This window comes from Microbacterium sulfonylureivorans (assembly GCF_003999995.1).
Classification (GTDB): Bacteria; Actinomycetota; Actinomycetes; order Actinomycetales; family Microbacteriaceae; genus Microbacterium; species Microbacterium sulfonylureivorans.
Window position 1 is genome coordinate 1,876,622 of sequence record NZ_RJAD01000001.1, and the last position, 19,715, is coordinate 1,896,336.

At 71.1% G+C, this 19,715-nt stretch carries 17 protein-coding genes and 1 pseudogene; 6 read left to right on the plus strand and 12 right to left on the minus strand.

Features of this window, described 5'->3' with window-relative positions:
* Positions 1-5 precede the first annotated feature (5 nt).
* Positions 6-2,474: a CHAT domain-containing protein gene (locus tag EER34_RS08280; protein ID WP_127474009.1), complete on the plus strand. Its 2,469-nt coding sequence runs from the start codon at positions 6-8 to the stop codon at positions 2,472-2,474.
* Positions 2,475-2,708: 234 nt separating this feature from the next.
* On the opposite strand, the gene EER34_RS08285 is transcribed toward EER34_RS08280, so the two are convergent.
* Entirely contained in the window at positions 2,709-3,539 is an 831-nt protein-coding gene (locus EER34_RS08285) for a LysR substrate-binding domain-containing protein (protein ID WP_240642188.1), read from the minus strand.
* Here EER34_RS08285 and EER34_RS08290 point away from each other — a divergent pair.
* Positions 3,538-3,936: a DUF1304 domain-containing protein gene (locus tag EER34_RS08290; protein ID WP_127474010.1), complete on the plus strand. Its 399-nt coding sequence runs from the start codon at positions 3,538-3,540 to the stop codon at positions 3,934-3,936. The two genes, EER34_RS08285 and EER34_RS08290, sit on opposite strands and share 2 nt — an antisense overlap.
* 3 nt (positions 3,937-3,939) lie before the next feature.
* Here EER34_RS08290 and EER34_RS08295 read toward each other — a convergent pair whose 3' ends face one another.
* Positions 3,940-4,515: a thermonuclease family protein gene (locus EER34_RS08295; protein ID WP_127474011.1), complete on the minus strand. Its 576-nt coding sequence runs from the start codon at positions 4,513-4,515 to the stop codon at positions 3,940-3,942.
* Positions 4,516-4,580: 65 nt separating this feature from the next.
* On the minus strand, positions 4,581-4,988 hold the full coding sequence (locus EER34_RS08300) for an LbetaH domain-containing protein (RefSeq protein WP_127474012.1): 408 nt from the start codon (positions 4,986-4,988) through the stop codon (positions 4,581-4,583).
* Positions 4,989-5,269: 281 nt separating this feature from the next.
* Between EER34_RS08300 and EER34_RS08305 the strand changes: the two genes are divergently transcribed.
* The 3 genes and pseudogenes from EER34_RS08305 to EER34_RS08315 form a co-directional block, all read left to right on the plus strand.
* The gene (locus tag EER34_RS08305; RefSeq protein WP_240642189.1) at positions 5,270-5,590 is read left to right on the plus strand and encodes an NIPSNAP family protein; all 321 of its coding nucleotides are present in this window, start codon (positions 5,270-5,272) and stop codon (positions 5,588-5,590) included.
* Between the two features lie 204 nt (positions 5,591-5,794).
* Positions 5,795-6,481, plus strand: coding sequence for a hypothetical protein (locus tag EER34_RS08310; RefSeq protein ID WP_127474013.1), 687 nt, complete (start codon positions 5,795-5,797; stop codon positions 6,479-6,481).
* Positions 6,482-6,488: 7 nt separating this feature from the next.
* Positions 6,489-6,776, plus strand: a pseudogene (locus EER34_RS08315) (dihydrofolate reductase family protein); the annotation flags it as partial.
* Positions 6,777-6,807: 31 nt separating this feature from the next.
* On the opposite strand, the gene EER34_RS08320 reads toward EER34_RS08315, so the two are convergent.
* Both EER34_RS08320 and EER34_RS08325 read right to left on the minus strand, forming a co-directional pair.
* Positions 6,808-8,214, minus strand: coding sequence for an aspartate aminotransferase family protein (locus EER34_RS08320; RefSeq protein ID WP_420845969.1), 1,407 nt, complete (start codon positions 8,212-8,214; stop codon positions 6,808-6,810).
* Between the two features lie 40 nt (positions 8,215-8,254).
* Positions 8,255-9,742 carry a CoA-acylating methylmalonate-semialdehyde dehydrogenase gene (locus EER34_RS08325; protein ID WP_127474014.1) on the minus strand — a complete coding sequence of 496 codons (1,488 nt, stop codon included), beginning with the start codon at positions 9,740-9,742 and terminating at the stop codon, positions 8,255-8,257.
* Positions 9,743-9,858: 116 nt separating this feature from the next.
* On the opposite strand from EER34_RS08325, the gene EER34_RS08330 reads away from it, so the two are divergent.
* On the plus strand, positions 9,859-11,499 hold the full coding sequence (locus EER34_RS08330) for a PucR family transcriptional regulator (protein ID WP_240642190.1): 1,641 nt from the start codon (positions 9,859-9,861) through the stop codon (positions 11,497-11,499).
* Positions 11,500-11,639: 140 nt separating this feature from the next.
* Here EER34_RS08330 and EER34_RS08335 read toward each other — a convergent pair whose 3' ends face one another.
* From EER34_RS08335 to EER34_RS08365, 7 genes are all read right to left on the minus strand, one after another.
* Positions 11,640-11,990 (minus strand): cupin domain-containing protein, encoded by a 351-nt coding sequence (locus EER34_RS08335; RefSeq protein WP_127474015.1) that lies wholly within the window; start codon positions 11,988-11,990, stop codon positions 11,640-11,642.
* Positions 11,987-13,423 carry an NAD(P)/FAD-dependent oxidoreductase gene (locus EER34_RS08340; RefSeq protein WP_127474016.1) on the minus strand — a complete coding sequence of 479 codons (1,437 nt, stop codon included), beginning with the start codon at positions 13,421-13,423 and terminating at the stop codon, positions 11,987-11,989. The genes EER34_RS08335 and EER34_RS08340 overlap by 4 nt, the downstream gene beginning before the upstream one ends.
* Before the next feature lie 103 nt (positions 13,424-13,526).
* Positions 13,527-15,182 (minus strand): amidohydrolase, encoded by a 1,656-nt coding sequence (locus EER34_RS08345; RefSeq protein WP_127474017.1) that lies wholly within the window; start codon positions 15,180-15,182, stop codon positions 13,527-13,529.
* Between the two features lie 62 nt (positions 15,183-15,244).
* Positions 15,245-16,162, minus strand: a complete 918-nt coding sequence (locus EER34_RS08350) for an ABC transporter permease (protein ID WP_127474018.1) — start codon at positions 16,160-16,162, stop codon at positions 15,245-15,247.
* Positions 16,159-17,100: an ABC transporter permease gene (locus EER34_RS08355; protein WP_127474019.1), complete on the minus strand. Its 942-nt coding sequence runs from the start codon at positions 17,098-17,100 to the stop codon at positions 16,159-16,161. Before EER34_RS08355 ends, EER34_RS08350 begins: the two co-directional genes overlap by 4 nt.
* A complete protein-coding gene (locus EER34_RS08360; RefSeq protein WP_127474020.1) occupies positions 17,093-18,277 on the minus strand; it encodes a polyamine ABC transporter substrate-binding protein in 1,185 nt (394 codons plus the stop codon). Before EER34_RS08360 ends, EER34_RS08355 begins: the two co-directional genes overlap by 8 nt.
* A 72-nt stretch (positions 18,278-18,349) precedes the next feature.
* On the minus strand, positions 18,350-19,519 hold the full coding sequence (locus EER34_RS08365) for an ABC transporter ATP-binding protein (protein WP_127474021.1): 1,170 nt from the start codon (positions 19,517-19,519) through the stop codon (positions 18,350-18,352).
* Between the last annotated feature and the right edge of the window lie 196 nt (positions 19,520-19,715).

Consider the following 19,715-nt stretch of genomic DNA (forward strand, 5'->3'; position numbering starts at 1 on the left):
AGGGAGTGACGCGCTCCGCCTCGGAACTCCATCGGCGCGCCGTTGATCTGTGCATCAACGGCAAGTACGCCCAGGCTCAGCGCGTCCTCGATCAGGCTGACGCGCGCACCGACGATCCCGACCTCCGGGCCAGGATCGTCGGCACGCGCGCCCTGGCGCTCCAGCGCACCGGATTCCCCGCGCAGGCGGAGGAGCTCCTCATGACCGCCGTCGCAGGGCCGGATCTCGCTCCGCACACGCAGGCGATCCTCCTCGGCCAGCTCGGGGCGATCGCGAACTACGGCGGCCGGCTCGACGAGGCGGAGCGCTGGCTCACGCGGGCGATCGAGAGTCTCGCGGAGGACCCGGTCCCGGCGGCGCGCACGCGTGTGAACCGCAGCCTGGTGCGCATGCAGCAGCGCCGGCTGGGGGATGCCGCCGACGACCTGGAACGGGCATCGACGACGTTCGCCGACCACGACCTCGCCACCGACGAGGCCCAGGCGCGACACAACCTCGGCTACACCTCGCTCCTCGCGGGCGATCTGGTCGGTGCCCTGCGGGAGATGCTCGCCGCGCGGCCGGTCGCGGCATCCACCCCCGTCAACGCGGCGATCACCGACGTCGATCGCGCGGAAGTGCTGCGTGACGCCGGGCTCACGACCGAGGCGGAGCAGATTCTCGCCCGCGCGGCGACGGTGTTCGGATCGCACCGGATGCCGCAGTCCCGCGCCGAGGCGGAATTCCATCTCGCGCGTTCGCTGCTCTCGCACGACAGCTCCCGAGCGAGCCGGGTCGCCCTCTCGGCCTCACGGCGGTTCCGAGCCGTCGGCAACGATGCCTGGGCTGCCCGGGCCGACGCCGTGCGCCTGCGCGCGATGCTCGGCGGGCTCCGCGTCGAGCAGGCAGGCTCGTCTCGGCGGCGCATGCCGACGCCCGCGGAGGTCGACGGGGTCGCCGACGAGTTGATCTCCCGGGGATTCCGCGGTGAGGCGGCTGCGCTCCGCATGTCGGAGGCGCTCGCGCGCGCCCGCCGAGGAGAAGACGCGGGTCGCGACATCCGCGTGCCGTCGTCGGCGCCGATGGAGGTGCAGCTGCTCGCGGCCGAGCTGCGCTCCGCCCGGGCGGCCGCCGCGAACCGGGGCGCGGCTGCTCGTCGTCACGCGGCGAAGGGGCTCGACGTGCTCGCGGGCTGGCAGCGCACATTCGGGAGCCTCGACCTGCAGACCTCGGTCGCGATGCACGGCGGCAATCTCATCTTCGCCGGGCTCGATTCGGCCGTGCGCTCAGGTCGTCCCGACGTCGTCTTCGAATGGTCGGAGCGCGCGCGCCACCTCAGTCAGCAGGTCGTCCCCCTGCGCCCGCCCCCCGATCCCGCGCTCGCGGAGGAGCTGGCCGAGCTGCGCATGCTCCGCGCCGAGAACCCCGGCGGCGACTGGCTCTCGGTGCCCCGGGCCGCGGCGCTGCGAGAGCGTGCCCGAGAGCGCCAGTGGTCGTCGACGGGGGCCGTCGACGGCGAGGAGCGCATCGACCTGGAGCGGCTGCGCGGCGAGCTCACGGACGACACGGCGCTCATCGCCTACGTCTACTCGGGCTCGGCCCTCGTCGCGCTGGTCTGCACGCTCGAGCGCACCGTGGTCGTTCCCGTTGCCTCGGATGCCGCGGTGCGTCGCCTCCTCACCGGCCTCCGTGCCGACCTCGACATGTCGGCGTCGATCCGCACGCCGCCGATGGCCGACATCGTGCGCCGTGGCCTCGACGACCGGCTGCGCGCCCTCTCGGAGGCGCTTCTCGACGGGCCGGCAGCGATCGCCGGCACGCGCCGGCTCGTGCTGACCACGCCCGGTCTGCTCAACTCGATCCCGTGGGCGATGCTGCCGGCGATGCGGGGTCGCGTGTTCACCCTTGCGGTCTCCGCGACGCGGTGGGCGCATCTGCGGCCCCATGGCGCGTTCCCGAGCGAGACCGCCGGTTTCGCTGTCGGACCCCGTGTCGCGCGCGGCGAGGAGGAGGTCGAGACGGCGGCCGAGTCGTGGGGTGGGTCGGTGGTGTTGCAGGGGGATGCGGCATCCGTCGATCGGGTGACCGAGCTCGCGTCGCGCGTGGACGTCCTGCACGTCGCCGCGCACGGCCGCCACGCGGTCGACAACCCGCTGTTCTCGGGTCTCGAGCTCGCCGACGGCGCACTGTTCGGCTACGACATCGACCTCATGCCGGAGGTGCCCGACACCGTCGTGCTCTCGGCGTGCGAGGTGGGACGATCGTCGGTGCGTTGGGGTGAGGAGGCGATCGGGATGACGCGCATCTGGCTGCACGCAGGCACCCGGTGCGTCGTGGCGGCACCGGTCATCGTCGCGGACGATGTCGCGTGCGAACTCCTGGGCGCGATGCACGAGGGCCTCGCGGCGGGCCGTGCGCCGTCGGAGGCGCTCGCGGCCGCGTCCGAGCACACCGGGATCGTGGCCCCGTTCCAGGTGCACGGGGCGGGGTTCTAGAACTCTCCGAGAATTCTTCGGATCCGATGTATCAGGGTCGTGGCGGTGTGCTCTTGGTCATCGGGTCTGTTCACGCGCGACGGCGACTCTGGGGGCGCCGGCACTGGGAGCAGAAGGTCACCTCATGGGGAGAGCGTCTGGGGACGTGTGACCTTCGGAGCAGATCCGACGGGGGATGTCGCAGAGACCCAGGTCGGCGACATCCCCCGGTTTCGTCCCCTCGGCGTGCCGGAGTCAGCCGCGCGACGAGTTCGCGGTGCGTCCGCGCACGATCCCGACGAACGCCTCCACCGCCGGTGTGGTCCGTTCGGCCACCCATGCGAGCGCGACCGTCGAGACGGGTCCGTCACGCAGCGGTCGATGTTCGACGTCCTTGCGCTGGTGCAGCCGGGCGAGCGACATCGGCACGATGACGACACCGACGCCGGCGGCGACCGTCGCGATCGCCTCGCCGGTATCGGCCGGGGGTGCGAACTTCGGTGCGACGGCGCCGGGCACCCGGATGCCGAGCACGTCGTCTTCGGCCGCGATCACGATCTCGCCGGAGAGGTCGTCGAGGCCGAGGTCGTCGGCGGCGGTGAGGTGCGATTCGGCCGCCGTCACCACGACCGGGACCTCGTCGTAGAGCGGGATGACGTTGAGCCCGCCGGCTTCGATCGGCAGGCGCACGAGAGCGGCGTCGACCTCGGCCGCGTCGAGCGCGCGGCGCTGATCGGCGACCGCGAGGGCCACGAGCTCGAGGGCGATACCGGGAAGGCGGTCGTTCCAGAGGTCGATCCACTTGCCCGGCGTCGCACCCGGGATCGCCCCGAGGCGGAAGGGCCCCGTCACGACGGGGGCGGCGACGTGCTCGGGCTTCGGCGCCGCCTTCGCCTTCGGGTGGGGCTTCGCGCCGGGCTGGCCCTTGCCTCCGGGCTTGACGCCCTTGCCGCCCTTACCGCCGGCGCCGCCGGTCTTGCCGGAGCGGCGGGGTGCGGCATCCCGGCCCGACTTCCCCGGCCGCGCTCGCGAACCACCGCCCTTTGCCATGTCGTTCAGCGTAGCCGGGCGATATCGTTCGCTCATGGTCGCGATCCTCGCCACGGTCTTCGCCGCACTCGCGGCGCTCCTGCACGTCTACATCTTCGTGATGGAGAGCGTCCAATGGACGCAGCCGAAGATCTGGAAGCGGTTCGGAGTCGCCGACCAGGCGGCGGCCGAGGTCACCAGGCCGATGGCGTACAACCAGGGGTTCTACAACCTGTTCCTCGCGATCGGCACGGCGATCGGGCTCGTGCTGTTCCTGAGCGGATCCGACGACTCGGCGCTGCGCGCAGCCGGGCTCGCGCTCGTGCTGTTCAGCCTCGGATCGATGGTGGCGGCATCCCTCGTCCTGCTCACCACGGGGATGAAGTACCTGCGCGCCGCGCTCACGCAGGGCACGCTGCCGCTCATCGGCTTCGTGCTCTTCCTGTTCGCCTGAGCGTCAGTCGCACGCGCTCCACCGGCCGGCTCCGGATGCCTCGGCCCCCGCCTGTGCCTCGCTGAGCAGGTCGGAGAAGGCGACGTTGGGCCGGACCGCCATCGCCTCGGCGTCGCCAGCGGCGACGAGCTCGTGGTTGACGAACCGGCCGTCGTCGGTCCACAGGTTGAACAGCCGGCGCCCGTAGTCGTCCCACGTCTCGCGGTCGGGGGCAGCCCACACGGTCGAGCCCGGGGGCAGCAGGGTGCTCAGGTGTGCGCGGGCCTCCTCGGCCCAGCACTCCGGTGTCGGCGTTCCCTCGGGGGTGTCGATGCCGATCAGCCGGATGCGGATCGGGTTCGAGGTCGTGACGACGTCGTTGGGCTGCAGCATCCGCGCCTCGATGGTGTCTCCGTCGAAGACGTACTCCACGGTGAGGGGGAAGGCGTCGGTCGGACGGGGAGGGATGCCGAGGGCCGGCGTCGGCGCGGTCGTGGGCGCCGCGTCGCCGATCCGGCCGGTGCTCGAGGAGAGCCAGATCACCCCCGCGACAAGGGCGGCCGCGAGGAGGATCACGACGGCGGTGACGACGCGCTTCACGCTCGGCACCCTAGTCGGCGCGGCAGACGTCGCCGTCCGACTCGTGCCGATCCGGATCGATGCGGTCAGGCCGCCAGACGGAGCCCTCGCTGGTCGGTCGCGACGCGCTCGCCGTCGGCGATGGTCTCGTCGTCTCCGATGAGGGATCCGACGGCCACGCGCGCCTCGCTGCCGACGTGGGTGCGGACGCCGATCTTCGCGCCTGCTCCGATGGCGGCGCGGGGGCCGATGTGGGCGTGCGGCGCGATGTCGGCGTCGGGGCCGATCACGGCATCCGTCTCGACCCACACGCCGCGGCCGACGTGCGCTCCCGCGGCGATCTGCGCCCCGGGCTCGACATATGCTCCCGCTTCGACGATCGCGCTCGGGTGGACCTTCGCGCCGTGCGCGATGAGGCCTCGACCGTTGACGTGCTTGCGGTAGCGCAGCATCTCGCCCCGGTCGTTCTCGATGTCGATGTAGTTCTTGCCCACAGTCCCCTCCTGCAGCAACGAATCGTGCTGAGTACAGGAATAACGACGATCCCCGGTGATTCATTCCCGTGCATCCGTCCCTCGGACGCATCGGTTATTCGGTGCCGCGAGCCAGGCGGATTGCGAGCGGGCTCCGAGCCGCCCGACGAAGTCCCCGGTCGCCGACGCGCAACCGCCGCTGGACGACGGTCTCCTGCCAAACGTGCACGCCTTTCGGACACGTGCCGCCCGCATCCGCACGTTGTGAGCGTGTTCGCGCGCAGGCCGACCAGAATCGAGACGTGCCCGCTCCTGACCCGATCACCGTCCACCTTCGCTATGAGATCGATCCCGACAAGCTCGAGGAGTTCACCCGCTACGGGCGGGAGTGGATCCGGCTGGTGACCAAGCTCGGGGGCACGCACCACGGGTACTTCATGCCCAGCGAGGGCGACAGCGACGAGGCGTTCGCCCTGTTCACCTTCCCCTCGCTCGCCGAGTACGAGGCTTACCGCATCGCCTCTCGCTCCGACCCGGAATGCGTCGAGGCCTTCCGGTACGCCCGCGAGACGCAGTGCATCCGCCGGTACGAGCGGCGCTTCCAGACCCCGGTCTTCGCCTGAGCGACACAGGGTCCGCCGGACGTCCGCGCGGAGTGCGGTACTATGGAGGGGATAGGCGGACTCTCATTCGTCTCGCCCCGGCCGCGTGGTAACGGTCGGGGCTTTCTCTTTGCCCTCCCGGTTCAGGTCGTGGGGCCGAAGATCCCTGGGTTCCGTCCTGCCCGTCGGCTTGTGAGAGGACCGGAGGGTGAGAATACTGGGCGGATGCTTCCCCCCTTGTCGCGCAGCGCCACGGCGGACGACACGCGCGAGGCTCTCGCCGCGGCAGGCTGGCGCGAGATCGGCTCGGGCGACTGGGCCTGGGTCTTCGCATCGCCCGATGACAGCGTCGTCGCCCGTGTGACGCCGTTCGACCCGGCCTTCCGCCTCTTCGCCGACGCCTGTCTCGCCGGACTGCCGAATCCATACCTCGTCCGCGTCGATGAGGTCGTCCCGCTTCGCCACCGGGGATACGTCGTCGTCATGGAGCGACTGCACCCGGCGGACGAAGGCCGGGCGCAGCGCCTCGCCGCAGCGCTCACCGTCGATGCGGCAGCCGCCCCGGCGCCGTCGGCGGACTCGACCGCCGCCCTCGCCGCCGATCCGGACGTCGTCGACCTGCGGCGTCGGATCGGCGAACTCGTGGCCGAGGGCGCACGCCGTTTCCTCCTGTGGGGCGGTGCGGACATCCGGCCGGACAACATCCTGCAGACCGCCGACGGTGGACTCCGCATCACCGATCCCGTCTTCGTCCGGGGTCTCGACATCTTCGCAGCCATCCGCGACGGCCGAGCCGACAGGCTGCGTGACTTCTCCCGCGCCGACCTTCACGACTTCCTGTCGATCCCGGCCTTCCCGCCCGGCCCGGAGACGGATGCACTCCGGGAGAAGGCGGACGCCCTGACGGCGTAGCCGGTAGATGGAGGGCGGGACGACGTTCCACTTCGTCACCGACGGCTTCGACGCCGCATACGCGCGGGCGCGAGAGACCGCCGGCGACCTCGGCGTCGACATCGCGGGCGGCGCCTCCACCGTGCGGCAGGCGCTCATCGCCGGGGTCGTCGACGAGCTCACACTCGACATCGCCCCCGTCCTGCTCGGATCGGGCGAGCGGATCTTCGACGGCGTCGCATCGTTCGGGTTCGAACCGGTCGAGGTGCTGCACTCGCCGCTGGCCACGCACATCCGCTACCGCCGGGTGGACTGAAGCCGGATCTCCGCCCGCCCGACTCAGCGAGTCAGCGGGCGTGCTCGTCGGCGAGCGAGAGCGCGCGGTCGATCACGTCCAGTCCGCGCGCCAGGTCGTCCTCGGCGATGACGAGCGGCGGCGCCACGTGCACCCGGTTGAAGTGCGTGAAGGGCCAGACGCCGTCGCGCTTGCACGCTGCGGCGACTGCTGCGACGGGCGCGGCATCCGCTCCGCTCGCGTTGAACGGGACGAGCGGCTCGCGGGTCTCGCGGTCCTTCACCAGCTCGATGGCCCAGAACAGCCCCATGCCGCGCACGTCGCCGATGGACGGATGCCGCGTCGCCATGTCGCGCAGACGAGGCTCGACGACGCGCGAGCCGAGGTCGCGCACGCGCTCGAGGATGCCGTCGCGCTCGAACACCTCGAACGTGGCGACCCCCGCGGCGCACGCGAGCGGGTGCCCGGAGTAGGTCAGACCGCCTGGGAAGGCGAGGGTGTCGAAATGCGCGGCGATGCGATCCGAGATGACGACGCCGCCGAGCGGCACGTAGCCCGAGTTGACGCCCTTCGCGAAGGTGATGAGGTCGGGCGCGACGTCGAACGCCTGGAAGGCGAACCACTCGCCCACGCGGCCGAAGCCGACCATGACCTCGTCGGCGATGTAGACGATGCCGAACCGGTCGCACAGCTCGCGGACGCCCGCGAGGTAGCCGGGCGGCGGGACGAGAACGCCGTTCGTGCCGACGATCGTCTCGATCACGATGGCCGCGATCGTCGACGCGCCCTCGAGGACGATCGTCTGCTCGAGGTGGTCGAGCGCACGCTGCGCCTCCTCTTCGGGCGAGCTGGAGTGGAACGCCGACCGGTACGGGTAGGGGCCGAAGAACTTCGCGACCGAGCCGTCGGCCGGCTCGTTGGGCCAGCGTCGGGGGTCGCCGGTCAGGGCGATCGCGGTCGAGGTGTTGCCGTGGTAGCTGCGGTACATCGACAGCACTTTGCGACGCCCGGTGACGAGACGGGCCATGCGGACCGCGTTCTCGTTGGCGTCCGCGCCGCCGTTGGTGAAGAAGACCTTCTCCATGCCCTCGGGCGCGACCCCGGCGATGCGCCGGGCGAGCTCGCCGCGGACGTCGTTCGCCATGGACGGCTGGATCGTCGCGAGACGGCCCGCCTGTCGCCGGATCGCCTCGACCAGATCCGGATGCCGGTGCCCCAGGTTGAGGTTCACCAGCTGCGAGCTGAAGTCGAGGTAGGAGTTGCCGGCATAGTCCCAGAACGTCGAGCCCTCGCCCGCGGCCACGGGCAGCGGGTCGATCAGCGCCTGCGCGCTCCATGAGTGGAACACGTGGCCGCGATCGTCCGCGCGCACGCGTGCGTCGGCCTCGAGGTCGGGCAGAGGATGCGCGGAGCCGTCCATGGCGGTGAAGGCGGCGGTGCGGGAGAGGGTGTCGGTCATGGCGGCGGCTCCGGTCAGGGGGACGTGGCGGCGGGAGGGGTCAGTGGTTGCTCGGGAACCCGAGGTCGACCTGCGAGGGGGTGTGGTCGGGCCAGCGGGTGGTGACGACCTTGGACCGCGTGTAGAAGTGCACCGACTCCGGCCCGTAGATGTGCGAGTCGCCGAAGAGCGAGTTCTTCCACCCGCCGAACGAGTACGCGCCGACCGGCACGGGGATCGGCACGTTGATGCCCACCATGCCCACCTCGATGTCGACCTCGAACTGCCGGGCGGTGCCGCCGTCGCGGGTGAAGATCGCGGTGCCGTTGGCGTACGCGTTGGCGTTGATGAGGTCGACCGCCTCCGCGTAGGTCTCGACGCGCACGACCGAGAGCACGGGGCCGAAGATCTCGTCGTCGTACACCTTCATGCCGGGCGTGACGTGGTCGACGAGCGAGACGCCGATGAAGAACCCGTCGGAGTCGAAGTGCTTCGTCGTGCCGTCGATCACGACCGTGGCGCCCTCGGCAGCAGCGCCGGTGACGTACGAGGCGACCTTGTCGCGGTGCTCGCGGGTGATCAGCGGCCCCATCTCCGAGGCCGGGTCGGTGCCCGCGCCGATCTTCAGCTCGGCCACGCGCTCCGCGACCTTGGCCACGAGCGCGTCGGCGACGTCGTCACCGACGGCGACGAGCACCGACACGGCCATGCAGCGCTCGCCGGCCGAACCGTATGCTGCCGAGACGGCGGCGTCGGCAGCGGCGTCGAGGTCGGCATCCGCCATCACGACCATGTGGTTCTTGGCGCCGCCGAGGGCCTGCACGCGCTTGCCCTGCGCCGTGGCGCGCTGGTAGATCGAGCGCGCGACGGGGGTCGAGCCGACGAAGCTGACGGCACGGACGTCGGGGGAGTCGATGATGGCGTCGACGGCCTCCTTGTCGCCGTGGACCACGTTGAGCACCCCGGCCGGCAGCCCGGCCTCCTCGTACAGCTTCGCGAGGAACACAGACGCGCTCGGGTCCTTCTCGCTCGGCTTCAGCACGACCGTGTTGCCGCACGCGATGGCGGATGCCGTCATCCACAGCGGGACCATCACGGGGAAGTTGAACGGCGTGATCGCGCCCACCACGCCCACGGGCTGCTTGACCGAGTGCACGTCGACGCCCCGCGCGACCTGCTCGCTGCGCTCGCCCTTGAGCAGGTGCACCAGCCCGGCCGCGAACTCGATGTTCTCGATGCCTCGGCTGATCTCGCCCTTCGCGTCGGAGAGCACCTTGCCGTGCTCGGCCGTGATGATCGCGGCGAGCTCGTCCTGACGCTCGACGAGCAGCTGGCGCAGGCGGAAGAACACGTCGGCGCGCTTGATCAGCCCCGTCGCACGCCACCCCGGGAGTGCCGCCTTGGCGGCGGCGATGGCCAGCTCGACCTCCGCGCTCGTGGCGAAGGCGACCTCCCTCTGCACGGCGCCCGTCGCCGGGTCGAACACGCGGCCGGTGCGGTGGCTGCTGCCGGTCTCGCGACCGTCGACGAGGTGGCGGATGAGGCTCATGAAGGGCTCCTGAAAGGGGTGTCCGGACAGATCGACCGGAGTGGTCTAGGCTGTGTGGGACCCAGCCTGGCAGAGCAGAAAGGGTGGCAACGGTGCCCGACCGTCGCGAAGATCGAATGAACCAGACGGATCGTCCGATCGACAGATCAGCCCAGGAGACCCTCCCGACGGTGCGTGAGGTGATCTCCCTCGACGCCGTCGTCCAGGGCGTCCCGGAGGTGCTCGTCGGCGACGACGCCCTCGACGCGCGGGTGCGCTGGCTGCACGTCTCCGACAGCGCCGGCGTGGCCCGCCTGCTCGACGGCGGCGAGCTGCTGCTGTCGACCGGGTCCTCCTGGCCCGAAGATCCCGCCGACCTCCGCCGGTTCGTCGGAGAGCTCGCCGACGCCGGGCTCTCGGGTCTCATCCTCGAGCTCGGCACGCACTACCGCTACGTCCCCGCGGTGCTCGCCGAGGCGGCCCGCGAGCGCGGGCTCGCATTCATCGTGCTCCACCGCGAGCTGAAGTTCGTCACGATCACCGAAGCCGTCCACGGCCGGATCATCGCCGGTCAGACCGACGCTCTGCGCGCACGAGACGAGGTGCGTGAGCGCTTCACCGCCCTCGTGCTGCGCGGGTCGCCGGCGGACTTCATCGTGCACCAGCTGGCCCAGACCCTCGGCGCCCCGGTGATCCTGGAGAACCGCGGGCACGAGGTCGTCGCGGCCGAGGTGCCCCTCGCGCTCGAGGAGGAGCTGTTCACCGAGTGGGAGCTGCGCTCCCGGTCCGCCCACCGCCGCGCCGAACAGCGGCGCGAGCGCGCAGCGGTGCCGGGACCCGAGGACTGGCTCATCGTGCCCGTCGAGGCGCGAGGCATCCGCTGGGGCACCCTCATCGCGCTTCCGGGACCCGACCATGCCGCCGGTCGCACGGCCGTGCTCGAGCAGGGAGCGATCGCGCTCGCGGTCGGCCGCCTCGCCGACGGCGAGTCCGACGAGTGGGGCCGGATCGGCCGCCGCCGGCTGATCGACGGACTGCTCTCCGGGCGCTTCGCGGGAGCGGGCGGGGCCGCCGCCCGGCTCGAGGCCGCCGGTCTGCCCCTGCGCACCGCGACGCTGTACGGCATCGTCGTGTCGGGTGGCGTCGTGCCGGCGGAGCGAGCGGATGCCGCGGCTCGCGCCCTCCGCGGCCGGACGGTCGCCGGATCGGCGCCCGACGGCGTCGCCGCGCCCGCGACGGCGATGCTGCTCTCGGTGCCCGCAGACACCGTGTTCGACGATGCCGCGGCCGTCTCGTTCGCGGCGGCGCTCGTCGAGCCGGGAGGCGACGCCGACCGGATGACCGTCTCGGTCGGGCGCGCGGCCGAAGGACTCGATGCCGCGCTCGCCTCGCTTCACGACGCCGTCGACCTCGCCCGCGGACGCCGTCGCCGCACCGGCAAGGGGCCGCACCTGCGCCGTGCCGAGAACCGGCCGCTCGTCCAGCTCGTCACCGCGCTGCGCGACGACCATCGCGTGCTCGAGCACGGGGAGCGGATGCTCGCCCCGCTGATCGTGCACGACCTGACGCGCGGCGGCGACCTGCTCGACGTGCTGGAGGCGATGCTGGCGCATCCGGGCAACCGGACGGCCGCGGCATCCGCGTCCCACCTGTCCCGTTCGGTGTTCTACCAGCGGATCGCGCTCATCGAGGAGCTCCTCGGCGTCGATCTCGACGACGGCGAGACGCAGACCGCGCTTCACATCGCGCTGCTGGTCCGGCGCTCCGCGGGGCGCTGACCCGAGCGCACTCCGCCCGATGCCGGCGGGCGCCGACGTTCCACAATCAGGAGAAACGCCGCGCCGTCACCTCAGGACCATGGGTGGGGCCGGCTTCTGGATCTGGAACGCTCCTGGGCAGCTCCCGGCACGGAGGGCCGCTATGGCGCGATGCAGACCTTGCGGAGGGTCTCGCGCACGGTCCAGACCGTGCGCATCCCCGCCTCGAGGCGGACGATCGACCCCGGTCGCAGCTCGATCGCCGGCAGTGCGGCGTCGTCGAACTCCACGGTCGCGTCGCCCGCGAGCACGACGAACACCTCGTCGGCCTCGACGTCGCGCATCGCGCCGGCGGTCATCTCCCACACGCCGATCGAGCGGCCGGACGCCTCGTCCAACTCGACGTACCGGGTCGCGGGCGCTCCCGCCACGACCTGGTCGTCGTCGACGGGCTCGTACGCGACCGGAAGGTGCGCGGCATCCGTCACCGTCCCCGCGCTCAGGCGGGTCATGAGTCGAACCCCAGCCCGAGGGCGTCGAGGGTCTTCAGCAGCACGTTGCGTCGGCCGCGGTCGTGGTCGGCGCGGTCGAGCGACCACCGGGTCGCGTTGATGCCCATCGCGGCGGCCGGCTCTGGCGGGAACGGCAGCGGGCGCCTGCGCACCATCTCCAGCTCGGTGCGCTCGGTGCGCTCGCCCGACAGCATATCGAGCATCACGTCGGCGGCGAAGCGGGTCGCGGCGACGCCGAGCCCGGTGAAGCCCGCGGCGTAGGCGATCCGGCCCTTGCGCGCCGTTCCGAAGAACGCGCAGAACTGCGTCGACGTGTCGATGGCGCCCGCCCACTTATGGGTGAATCGCAGGCCCTCGAGCTGTGGGAACGTCGTGAAGAAGTGGCTCGCGAGCCGCTCGAAGGTCTCGGGACGCTCCTCGTACTGCGAGCGGACGCGGCGCCCGTAGTGGTAGACGGCATCGTAGCCGCCGAACAGCACGCGGTTGTCGCGGCTGAGGCGGTAGTAGTGGAACTGGTTCGCCAGATCGCTGATCCCCTGACGGTCGCCCCAGCCGATCTCGTCGAGCTGGTCGTCCGTGAGGGGCTCGGTCATCAGCACGTAGTCGTAGACCGGCACGGTCATGAGCCGGTTGCGCTTGAGGATCGAGGGGAACACGTTCGTCGCGAGCGCGACCCGCTTCGCAGTGATGCGGCCGTGGGTCGTCACGACCTTGACGGACTCGCCCGCCTCGTCGATCGCGTGGACCGGCGATCCCTCGAAGATCTCCACGCCGGCCTCCTCGGCGGCGCGGGCGAGGCCGGACGCGAGCTTGCCGGGGTGCACGAGCGCGGTCGACTCGGTCTCCCACACGGCGCCGAGATACGTCGGAGAGGCGATGGATGCCTGGATCTCGGCCTGGGTGAGGCGCTTCACGGAGTCGTCGCCGCGGGCCGCGGCATCCGCCGCCCAGTCGTCGAGCCATTCGATCTGGTGCGGCTCGGTGGCGACGCCGAGCGAACCGGTGCGCTCCCAGTCGGCGTCGATGCCGTAGCGGGCGATGTCTTCGCCCATCGCGTCGAGGTTCGCGAGACCCAGCTCGTCGAGACGGTCGATCTCGGTGGGCCAGCGGCTCAGGCCGTTGTCGCGGCCGTGCGTGAGGCTCGCCTCGCAGAAGCCGCCGTTGCGACCGGACGCCGCCCAGCCGACCGTGCGCGCCTCCACCACGACGACCCGGCTCCCGGGGTCGCGGCGCTTCGCCTGGAGCGCGGTCCACAGGCCGGTATACCCGGCGCCGACGACCACGAGGTCGGCCGTCGACTCGGCCGGCACGCGGGGCCGCGTGGGCGGCTCGGGCAGGTCGTCGAGCCAGAACACGCTCTGACGCGCCTGCGCGAGGCTGTGCTGGATGGCGGATGCTGCCGGCCGCTGTCGTTCGAAGACGGTCGTGCCCACGGGTATCACTTCCCTGTTCGGTCGTTGTTCCCATCCTCGCCGCGCGCGCCGAGGCACGCGAGCCCCGGCCTGTCGCGAACCCGGCGACCCACCGGACGGCCTGTCAGGCGTCGGGCGCCGCGTACACGCGCTGTCCTTCGACATAGGTCTGCAGCACGCGGGTCGCGCCGATCTCGTCCACCGGGCGATCGAAGGGATCGCGATCGAGCACCACGAGGTCGGCGTGCTTGCCGAGCTCGACGGTGCCGGTCGTCTCCTCGAGGTGGTTCACCCAGGCCGACCCGGCGGTGTACGCGGTGAGCGACGTCGCGAGGTCGATCGCCTGCTCCGGGAGGAACGCCTCGTACTCGCCCTCCTCGTGCCCGGGCGCGGCGATGCGGTTGACGGCGACGTGAATCGCTGCGAGCGGGTCGGGCGTCGACACCGACCAGTCGCTCCCGGCGGCGAGCACGGCGCCGGCGCGGAGCAGGTCGCCGAACGGGTACTGCCACGCATCGCGCGGCGAGCCCAGGAAGGGCAGGGTGAGATCGACCATCTGCGGCTCGAGGGCGGCCCACAGCGACTGCATGTTCGCGGCGACGTCGAGCTCGCGGAAGCGGGGGATGTCTTCGGGGTGGACGACCTGGATATGCGCGATGTGGTGTCGGTTGTCGCCGCGGCCGTTGCGGGCGATCGCGTGCTCGACCGCGTCGAGGCACTCGCGGACGGCGCGGTCTCCGATGGCATGGAAGTGCACCTGGAAGCCCTCGGCGTCGAGGAGCGGCACGGCCTCGTTGAGGATCTCGGGCGGGACGAACGAGATGCCCGAGTTGTCGGTGAAGTGGCCGTGCCCGTCGCAGTAAGGCTCGAGCATCGCGGCGGTGAAGTTCTCGGCCACCCCGTCCTGCATGACCTTCACGCTCGTCGCGGCGAAGCGGCCGCCGCGGTAGCGCTCGCGGCGTTCGAGGATCGAGGGGATCTGCTCGAGGCCCCGCGTGCGGTCCCACCAGATCGCGCCGACGACGCGGGCGGTCAGCGTGCCGTCCGCCGCGGCCCGGAGGTACGCCGGTGCGGGGTCGCCGGCGTCGCCGTACGACCCGACGATCGCGTCCTGCCAGGCCGTGACCCCGTACGAGTGCAGGTACCGCTGTCCGACGAGGAGGGCCTCCGTCAGCCGCTCCAGCGGCTCCTCCGGCAGGTGCCGGTTGACGAGACCCATCGCGCCCTCGTGCAGCGTGCCCGACGGGCGGCCGCCGGCATCGCGCTCGATGCGGCCGTCGGCCGGATCGGGGGTGTCGCGGTCGATGCCGGCGAGGCGCAGCGCGGCGGAGTTGACCCATGCCCCGTGGCCGTCGCGATTGGGGAAGAACGCCGGACGATCGGGCACGACGGCGTCGAGTGCGGCGGCGGTCGGCGTGCCGCCGGGGAACGCCGACATCTGCCACCCGCCGCCGAGGACCCACTCATCGTGCGGGTGATCGGCGGCGTATGCGCCGATGGCCTCGAGGTACTCCGCGGCGGTCCCGAGACCGGCGAGGTCGCAGCGCAGCATGTCGAGCCCGCCCCAGACCGGATGCACGTGCGCGTCCTGGAACCCCGGCAGCAGCATCCGCCCGCGCAGATCCACGAGCTCGGTCTTCGGGCCGACGAGGTCATGGACCTCGTCGCCGCCGACCGCGACGATGCGCCCGCCCGACACGGCCACGGCGCTCGCGCGCGAGCGGACCGTATTCGCCGTGAAGACGGGGCCGCCCGAGAAGACGAGGTCGGCGTAGGGCATGGGGGTACCTCCGGTGTCGAGGGGACGGATGCCGCGCCACGGCCGTGCGGCGCAGGGGCGGGTCAGCCGCCGGTCATCGTGCGGGCGATCTGCGTCGCCGAGTCTCCTGCACGCTTGAGCACCAGCGCGACCAGGGCGAGGGCCACGAGAGTGAGCAGCAGCATGATCGTCGACACGGCCGCGATCTCGGGGCGCAGTCCCGAGCGCACCGCGCTCAGCACGTACACCGGCCACGGCGTCGTGCCCGAGACCTGCACGAAGGCCGCGACGATCGTGTTGTCGAGGCTCAGGGTGAACGCCAGCAGGAAGCCGGCGAGCACGGCCGGCATCGCAAGGGCGAGCGTGACGCGGCGGAACGTCGTGATCGGCTTCGCGTAGAGGTCGGCCGACGCCTCTTCGAGATTCGCGTCCATGCCGACGAGGCGCGCGCGCACGATGTACGACACGACGGCGGTCGCGAACAGCGACGAGCCGATCGAGAGGCGCACGATGCCGTCGTTGAACATGCCGAGTCCGACGTCCTGGCCGAGGAACACCATCCAGGGCAGCAGCGCCACCGCGTCGACGATCTCGGGGGTGACCGACACGAGGAGGAGGAGCCCGAGGAACCACCACACCCACTTGCCGGGATGGCGCGCCATTGCGATGCCGGCGAGCGTGCCGAGCACGGTCGCGATGATCGCGGCGATGAACGCCGTGATCAGCGAGACGCGCACGGCGCTCTGGATCGCCGGCTTCTCGAGGATCGTGAGGAAGGCGTCGAAGCCGAAGCCGTCCCACGACACGAGCAGTCGCCCGGTGTTGAACGAGTAGATGACGATGACGATGATCGGCAGGAACAGGAAGAGCATGACGATCACGCCCCACACGGCGAACGCGACATCCGACCAGGAGCGGGTGGCCTTCGGCGCTTTGACGCGTGCGCCCGGCTGTGCTGCGGACTGAGCGCGGAGCATCGTCTCGGTCTCGGTGCTGGTCATGACGCCACCTCCGCGGGGGTCGTGGTCGCGGCATCCGCTCGCACCGACTCGGGAGCCGGCCCGAGCACGAGACGGCTGCGCATGCGCAACGGCAGCGTCGCGAGCCAGATGACGACGGCCGCGAAGCCGATCGTGAGCATGATCACGAGCATGAGCAGCACGGCCATCGCCGAGCCGAGCGCCCAGTTCTGTGCGGTCTGGAACTGGCTCGCGACGAGCTGGCCGACCATGTTGCCCTGTGCGCCGCCCAGCACGGTGGCCGTGATGTAATCGCCCATGAGCGGGATGAAGACGAGAAGCACGCCGGCGATGATGCCCGGCTGCGACAGTGGCAGCGTGACGCGGAAGAACGTCGTCCACTTGCCGGCGCCGAGGTCCTTCGACGCTTCACGCAGCGCCGGGCCGACGCGGTCGAACGCGACGAACAGGGGCAGGATCATCAGCGGCAGGTAGTTGTAGACGACGCCGATGACCACGGCGGTCCTCGTGTACATCAGGGCCAGCGGCCCGTCCAGGACGCCGATGCCCTGCAGGACCGTCGAGAGCCACCCCTCCGGGGCCAGGATGACCTGCCACCCGATCGTCCGGACGAGGAAGTTCGTCCAGAACGGCACCAGGACGAGGGCGATGAGGATGCCGCGGCGCGACGGGCGCACCTTGAAGGCCATCCAGTACGCGACCGGGGCCCCGATGAGGAAGCACAGGACCGTGCCGAGGATGCCGACCCACAGCGTGTTCTGGAACGTCGCGAAGAACGTGGGCGAGAGGGCCTCGCCATAGCGGTCGAACGACAGGATGTCGGTCGCGTGCGTGCCGAACACGCCGGGCTTGTACCCGAAGCTGAAGTACACGACCATCGCGACGGGGGCGACGAAGAAAAGCAGGAGCCACGCCCACGCCGGAGCGGCGAGCGCGGCCCCCGCAGAGCGACTACGCACCAGCCGCGGCCTTCATCTCGTTGTAGATCTCCACGCGGGTGGTCTGCGAGTCGTTGAGCTCCTGCTCGTGCATCGTCTCGAGCTGCTCGGGCGTGAAGAAGATCAGGTCGGTGTAGTCGAGGCCGGCCTCGACCGCTGCGGCCTCCATGTCCTTGCCCCCGACGTTGTAGCCGATGTAGTCGAGATTGAGCGCGAGGCTCTCGGGCGACATCGAGTAGTCGATGAACGCGTGCGCCGCCTCCGGGTGCGGGGCGCCCGCGGCGATGGCCCAGTTGTCCATCCACAGTTCGGTGACGGGGCCGGGGAGCACCCACTGCCAGCGATCGGGGTCGCTGCTCTCCTGGAGTCCGAGTCGCGCGTCACCGTTCCACGCCTGCAGCAGCACCTGCGTCCCCTGCGGAATGGCGTTGGTGCCGGGGTAGGAGTCGAACGCCGAGATGTGCGGCGCGATCTCCTCGACGAGGAACTGGCGGGCAGCCTCGAGCTCCTCCGGGTCCTCGGTGTTCCAATCCATGTCGTTCGCCCAGAAGTACGAGCCGATGATGCCGGCCGGGTCGTCCGACATCGACGTCTTGCCGCTCGCCTCGTTCTGCGCGGCGTCGAAGAAGTCGGCCCACGTGGTGAGCTCGCGCGTGATCACGGTCTTGTCGTAGACGTAGCCGGTGGTGCCCCACGCCTTGCAGACGGAGTAGTCGTTGCCCGGGTCCCAGGCGCGACCGAGGTACGCCGGATCCATGTTCGCCATGTTCGGCAGGAGGTCCTTGTTGAACTTCGTCAGGAGGCCGTTCTCGATCATCTGCGGGATGAAGACGCCCGTCGGCACGACGATGTCGTATCCCGACGTGCCCTTCGCCGCGACGAGCTTGGCGATGAGCTCCTCGTTGGAGCTGTACGAGTCGAGCGTGACCTTCGGGCCGAGCTCCGACGTGAACGACGACACGACGTCGGGCGAGTCGTAGTCGCCCCACGTGTACACCGAGACGTTGTCTTCGAGCGTGCCGCCGGTCGCCTGAGGCTGCGGCGATCCTCCGCCGGACGGCGAGCACGCCGCCAGCGCGGCCGCGCCGCCCGCGATCGCCGCGATGCTGAGGAAGCGGCGACGCGAGAGTTCGCGGACGATGGCCGGGGCCGAGCCCTCGGGGGCGAGGATGCGGAGAGGGTTGGGGGAATCGGTCATCGGGGTCTCCTGGTTCGGGTCGGGGAGCCGGGGGGACAGCGGATGCTGCGGCTGTGGTGTTGTGCAGGAAGGTCAGAGCGTCGGCGGTGCGACGTAGCCGCCCTCCTGGGCGGCGTCGTCGGCGGGGAAGAGCATCACGTGGTGCGCGGCCCAGCTGCAGACGACGGCATCGCCGACCTGCAGCGACGGCGCGTCGGGTGTGGGGCGGCGGACGATGAGGCTCTGGTCGTCGCCGAGTCGCACCAGGTACTGCATCGTGTCGCCGAGGTGGGAGACACCGATGAGCTCGCCTCGCGCCACGTTGGGCGCGGAGGTCGTCGCGCCGCCGTCGGCCTCGATGCGGATGTACTCCGGCCGGACGGCCGCCTCGCCCTGCGCGACGCCGGAGAGCGTCGCGCCCGCGGCTCGCACGAGTGCGTGCGGCGAGGCGATGGCGGCGCCCGACTCGGCGATCCCGCCGCGGAAGAAGTTCTGCTGCCCGACGAACGCGGCGACGTACGCCGACGCCGGTCGTGCGTAGACGGTGTCGGCGTCGGCGAGCTGCTCGATGCGGCCCGCGCGCATGATCGCGATCCGGTCGCTCATCGAGAGCGCCTCGCCCTGATCGTGGGTCACGAAGACGAACGTGATGCCCAGACGCGACTGGAGCAGCTTGAGCTCGAGCTGCATCTCTTCACGCAGCTGGCGGTCGAGGGCGCCGAGCGGCTCGTCGAGGAGGAGCACGGCGGGGCGGTTGACGAGGGCGCGGGCGAGCGCGATGCGCTGCTGCTGCCCGCCCGAGAGCTGCGTGGGCTTGCGGTCGCCGAACCGGCGCATCTGCACGAGATCGAGGGCCTGCGTCACCTTCTCGCGGATCTCGGACTTCGGAGTCCGTCGCTGCTGAAGGCCGTAGGCGACGTTCTCGGCCACCGACAGGTGCGGGAAGAGCGCGTACGCCTGGAAGACGGTGTTGACGTCGCGGCGGTACGGCGGTGCGTTCAGCACCGAGCGTCCCGACACGCTGATGTCTCCGGAGTCCGGATGCTCGAACCCGGCGATCATGCGCAGGGTCGTGGTCTTTCCACAGCCGGATGGACCCAGCAGCGAGATGAACTCGCCTGGCTGGATCGTCAGTGACAGGTCGTCGACGGCGAGCTGATCCCCGTACCGCTTCGTGATCCTGTCGAGGATCACCGCACCGCGGCCCTCTGTCGAGACGGGGTTGGTCGCCGGAGCCGTCTCCGCGTCAGTCGCCGTGGTCACCTGGTGAGGTCCTCTTGCTCGCGGGCCGCGCGACGTTGCGCGGCCGGGGGTGGATGTGTGGGGTATTCAATATCGGCCGCTCGCACCCCGCAATGCGGCGGTCGCCGAACCGGACGATCCGGGGTGCGCAGGGCCTCGCCCTGACAGATCGTCCGGAGTTGTGTAACGGTCAGGAAACCGCGGGGTTTCGGGCCGC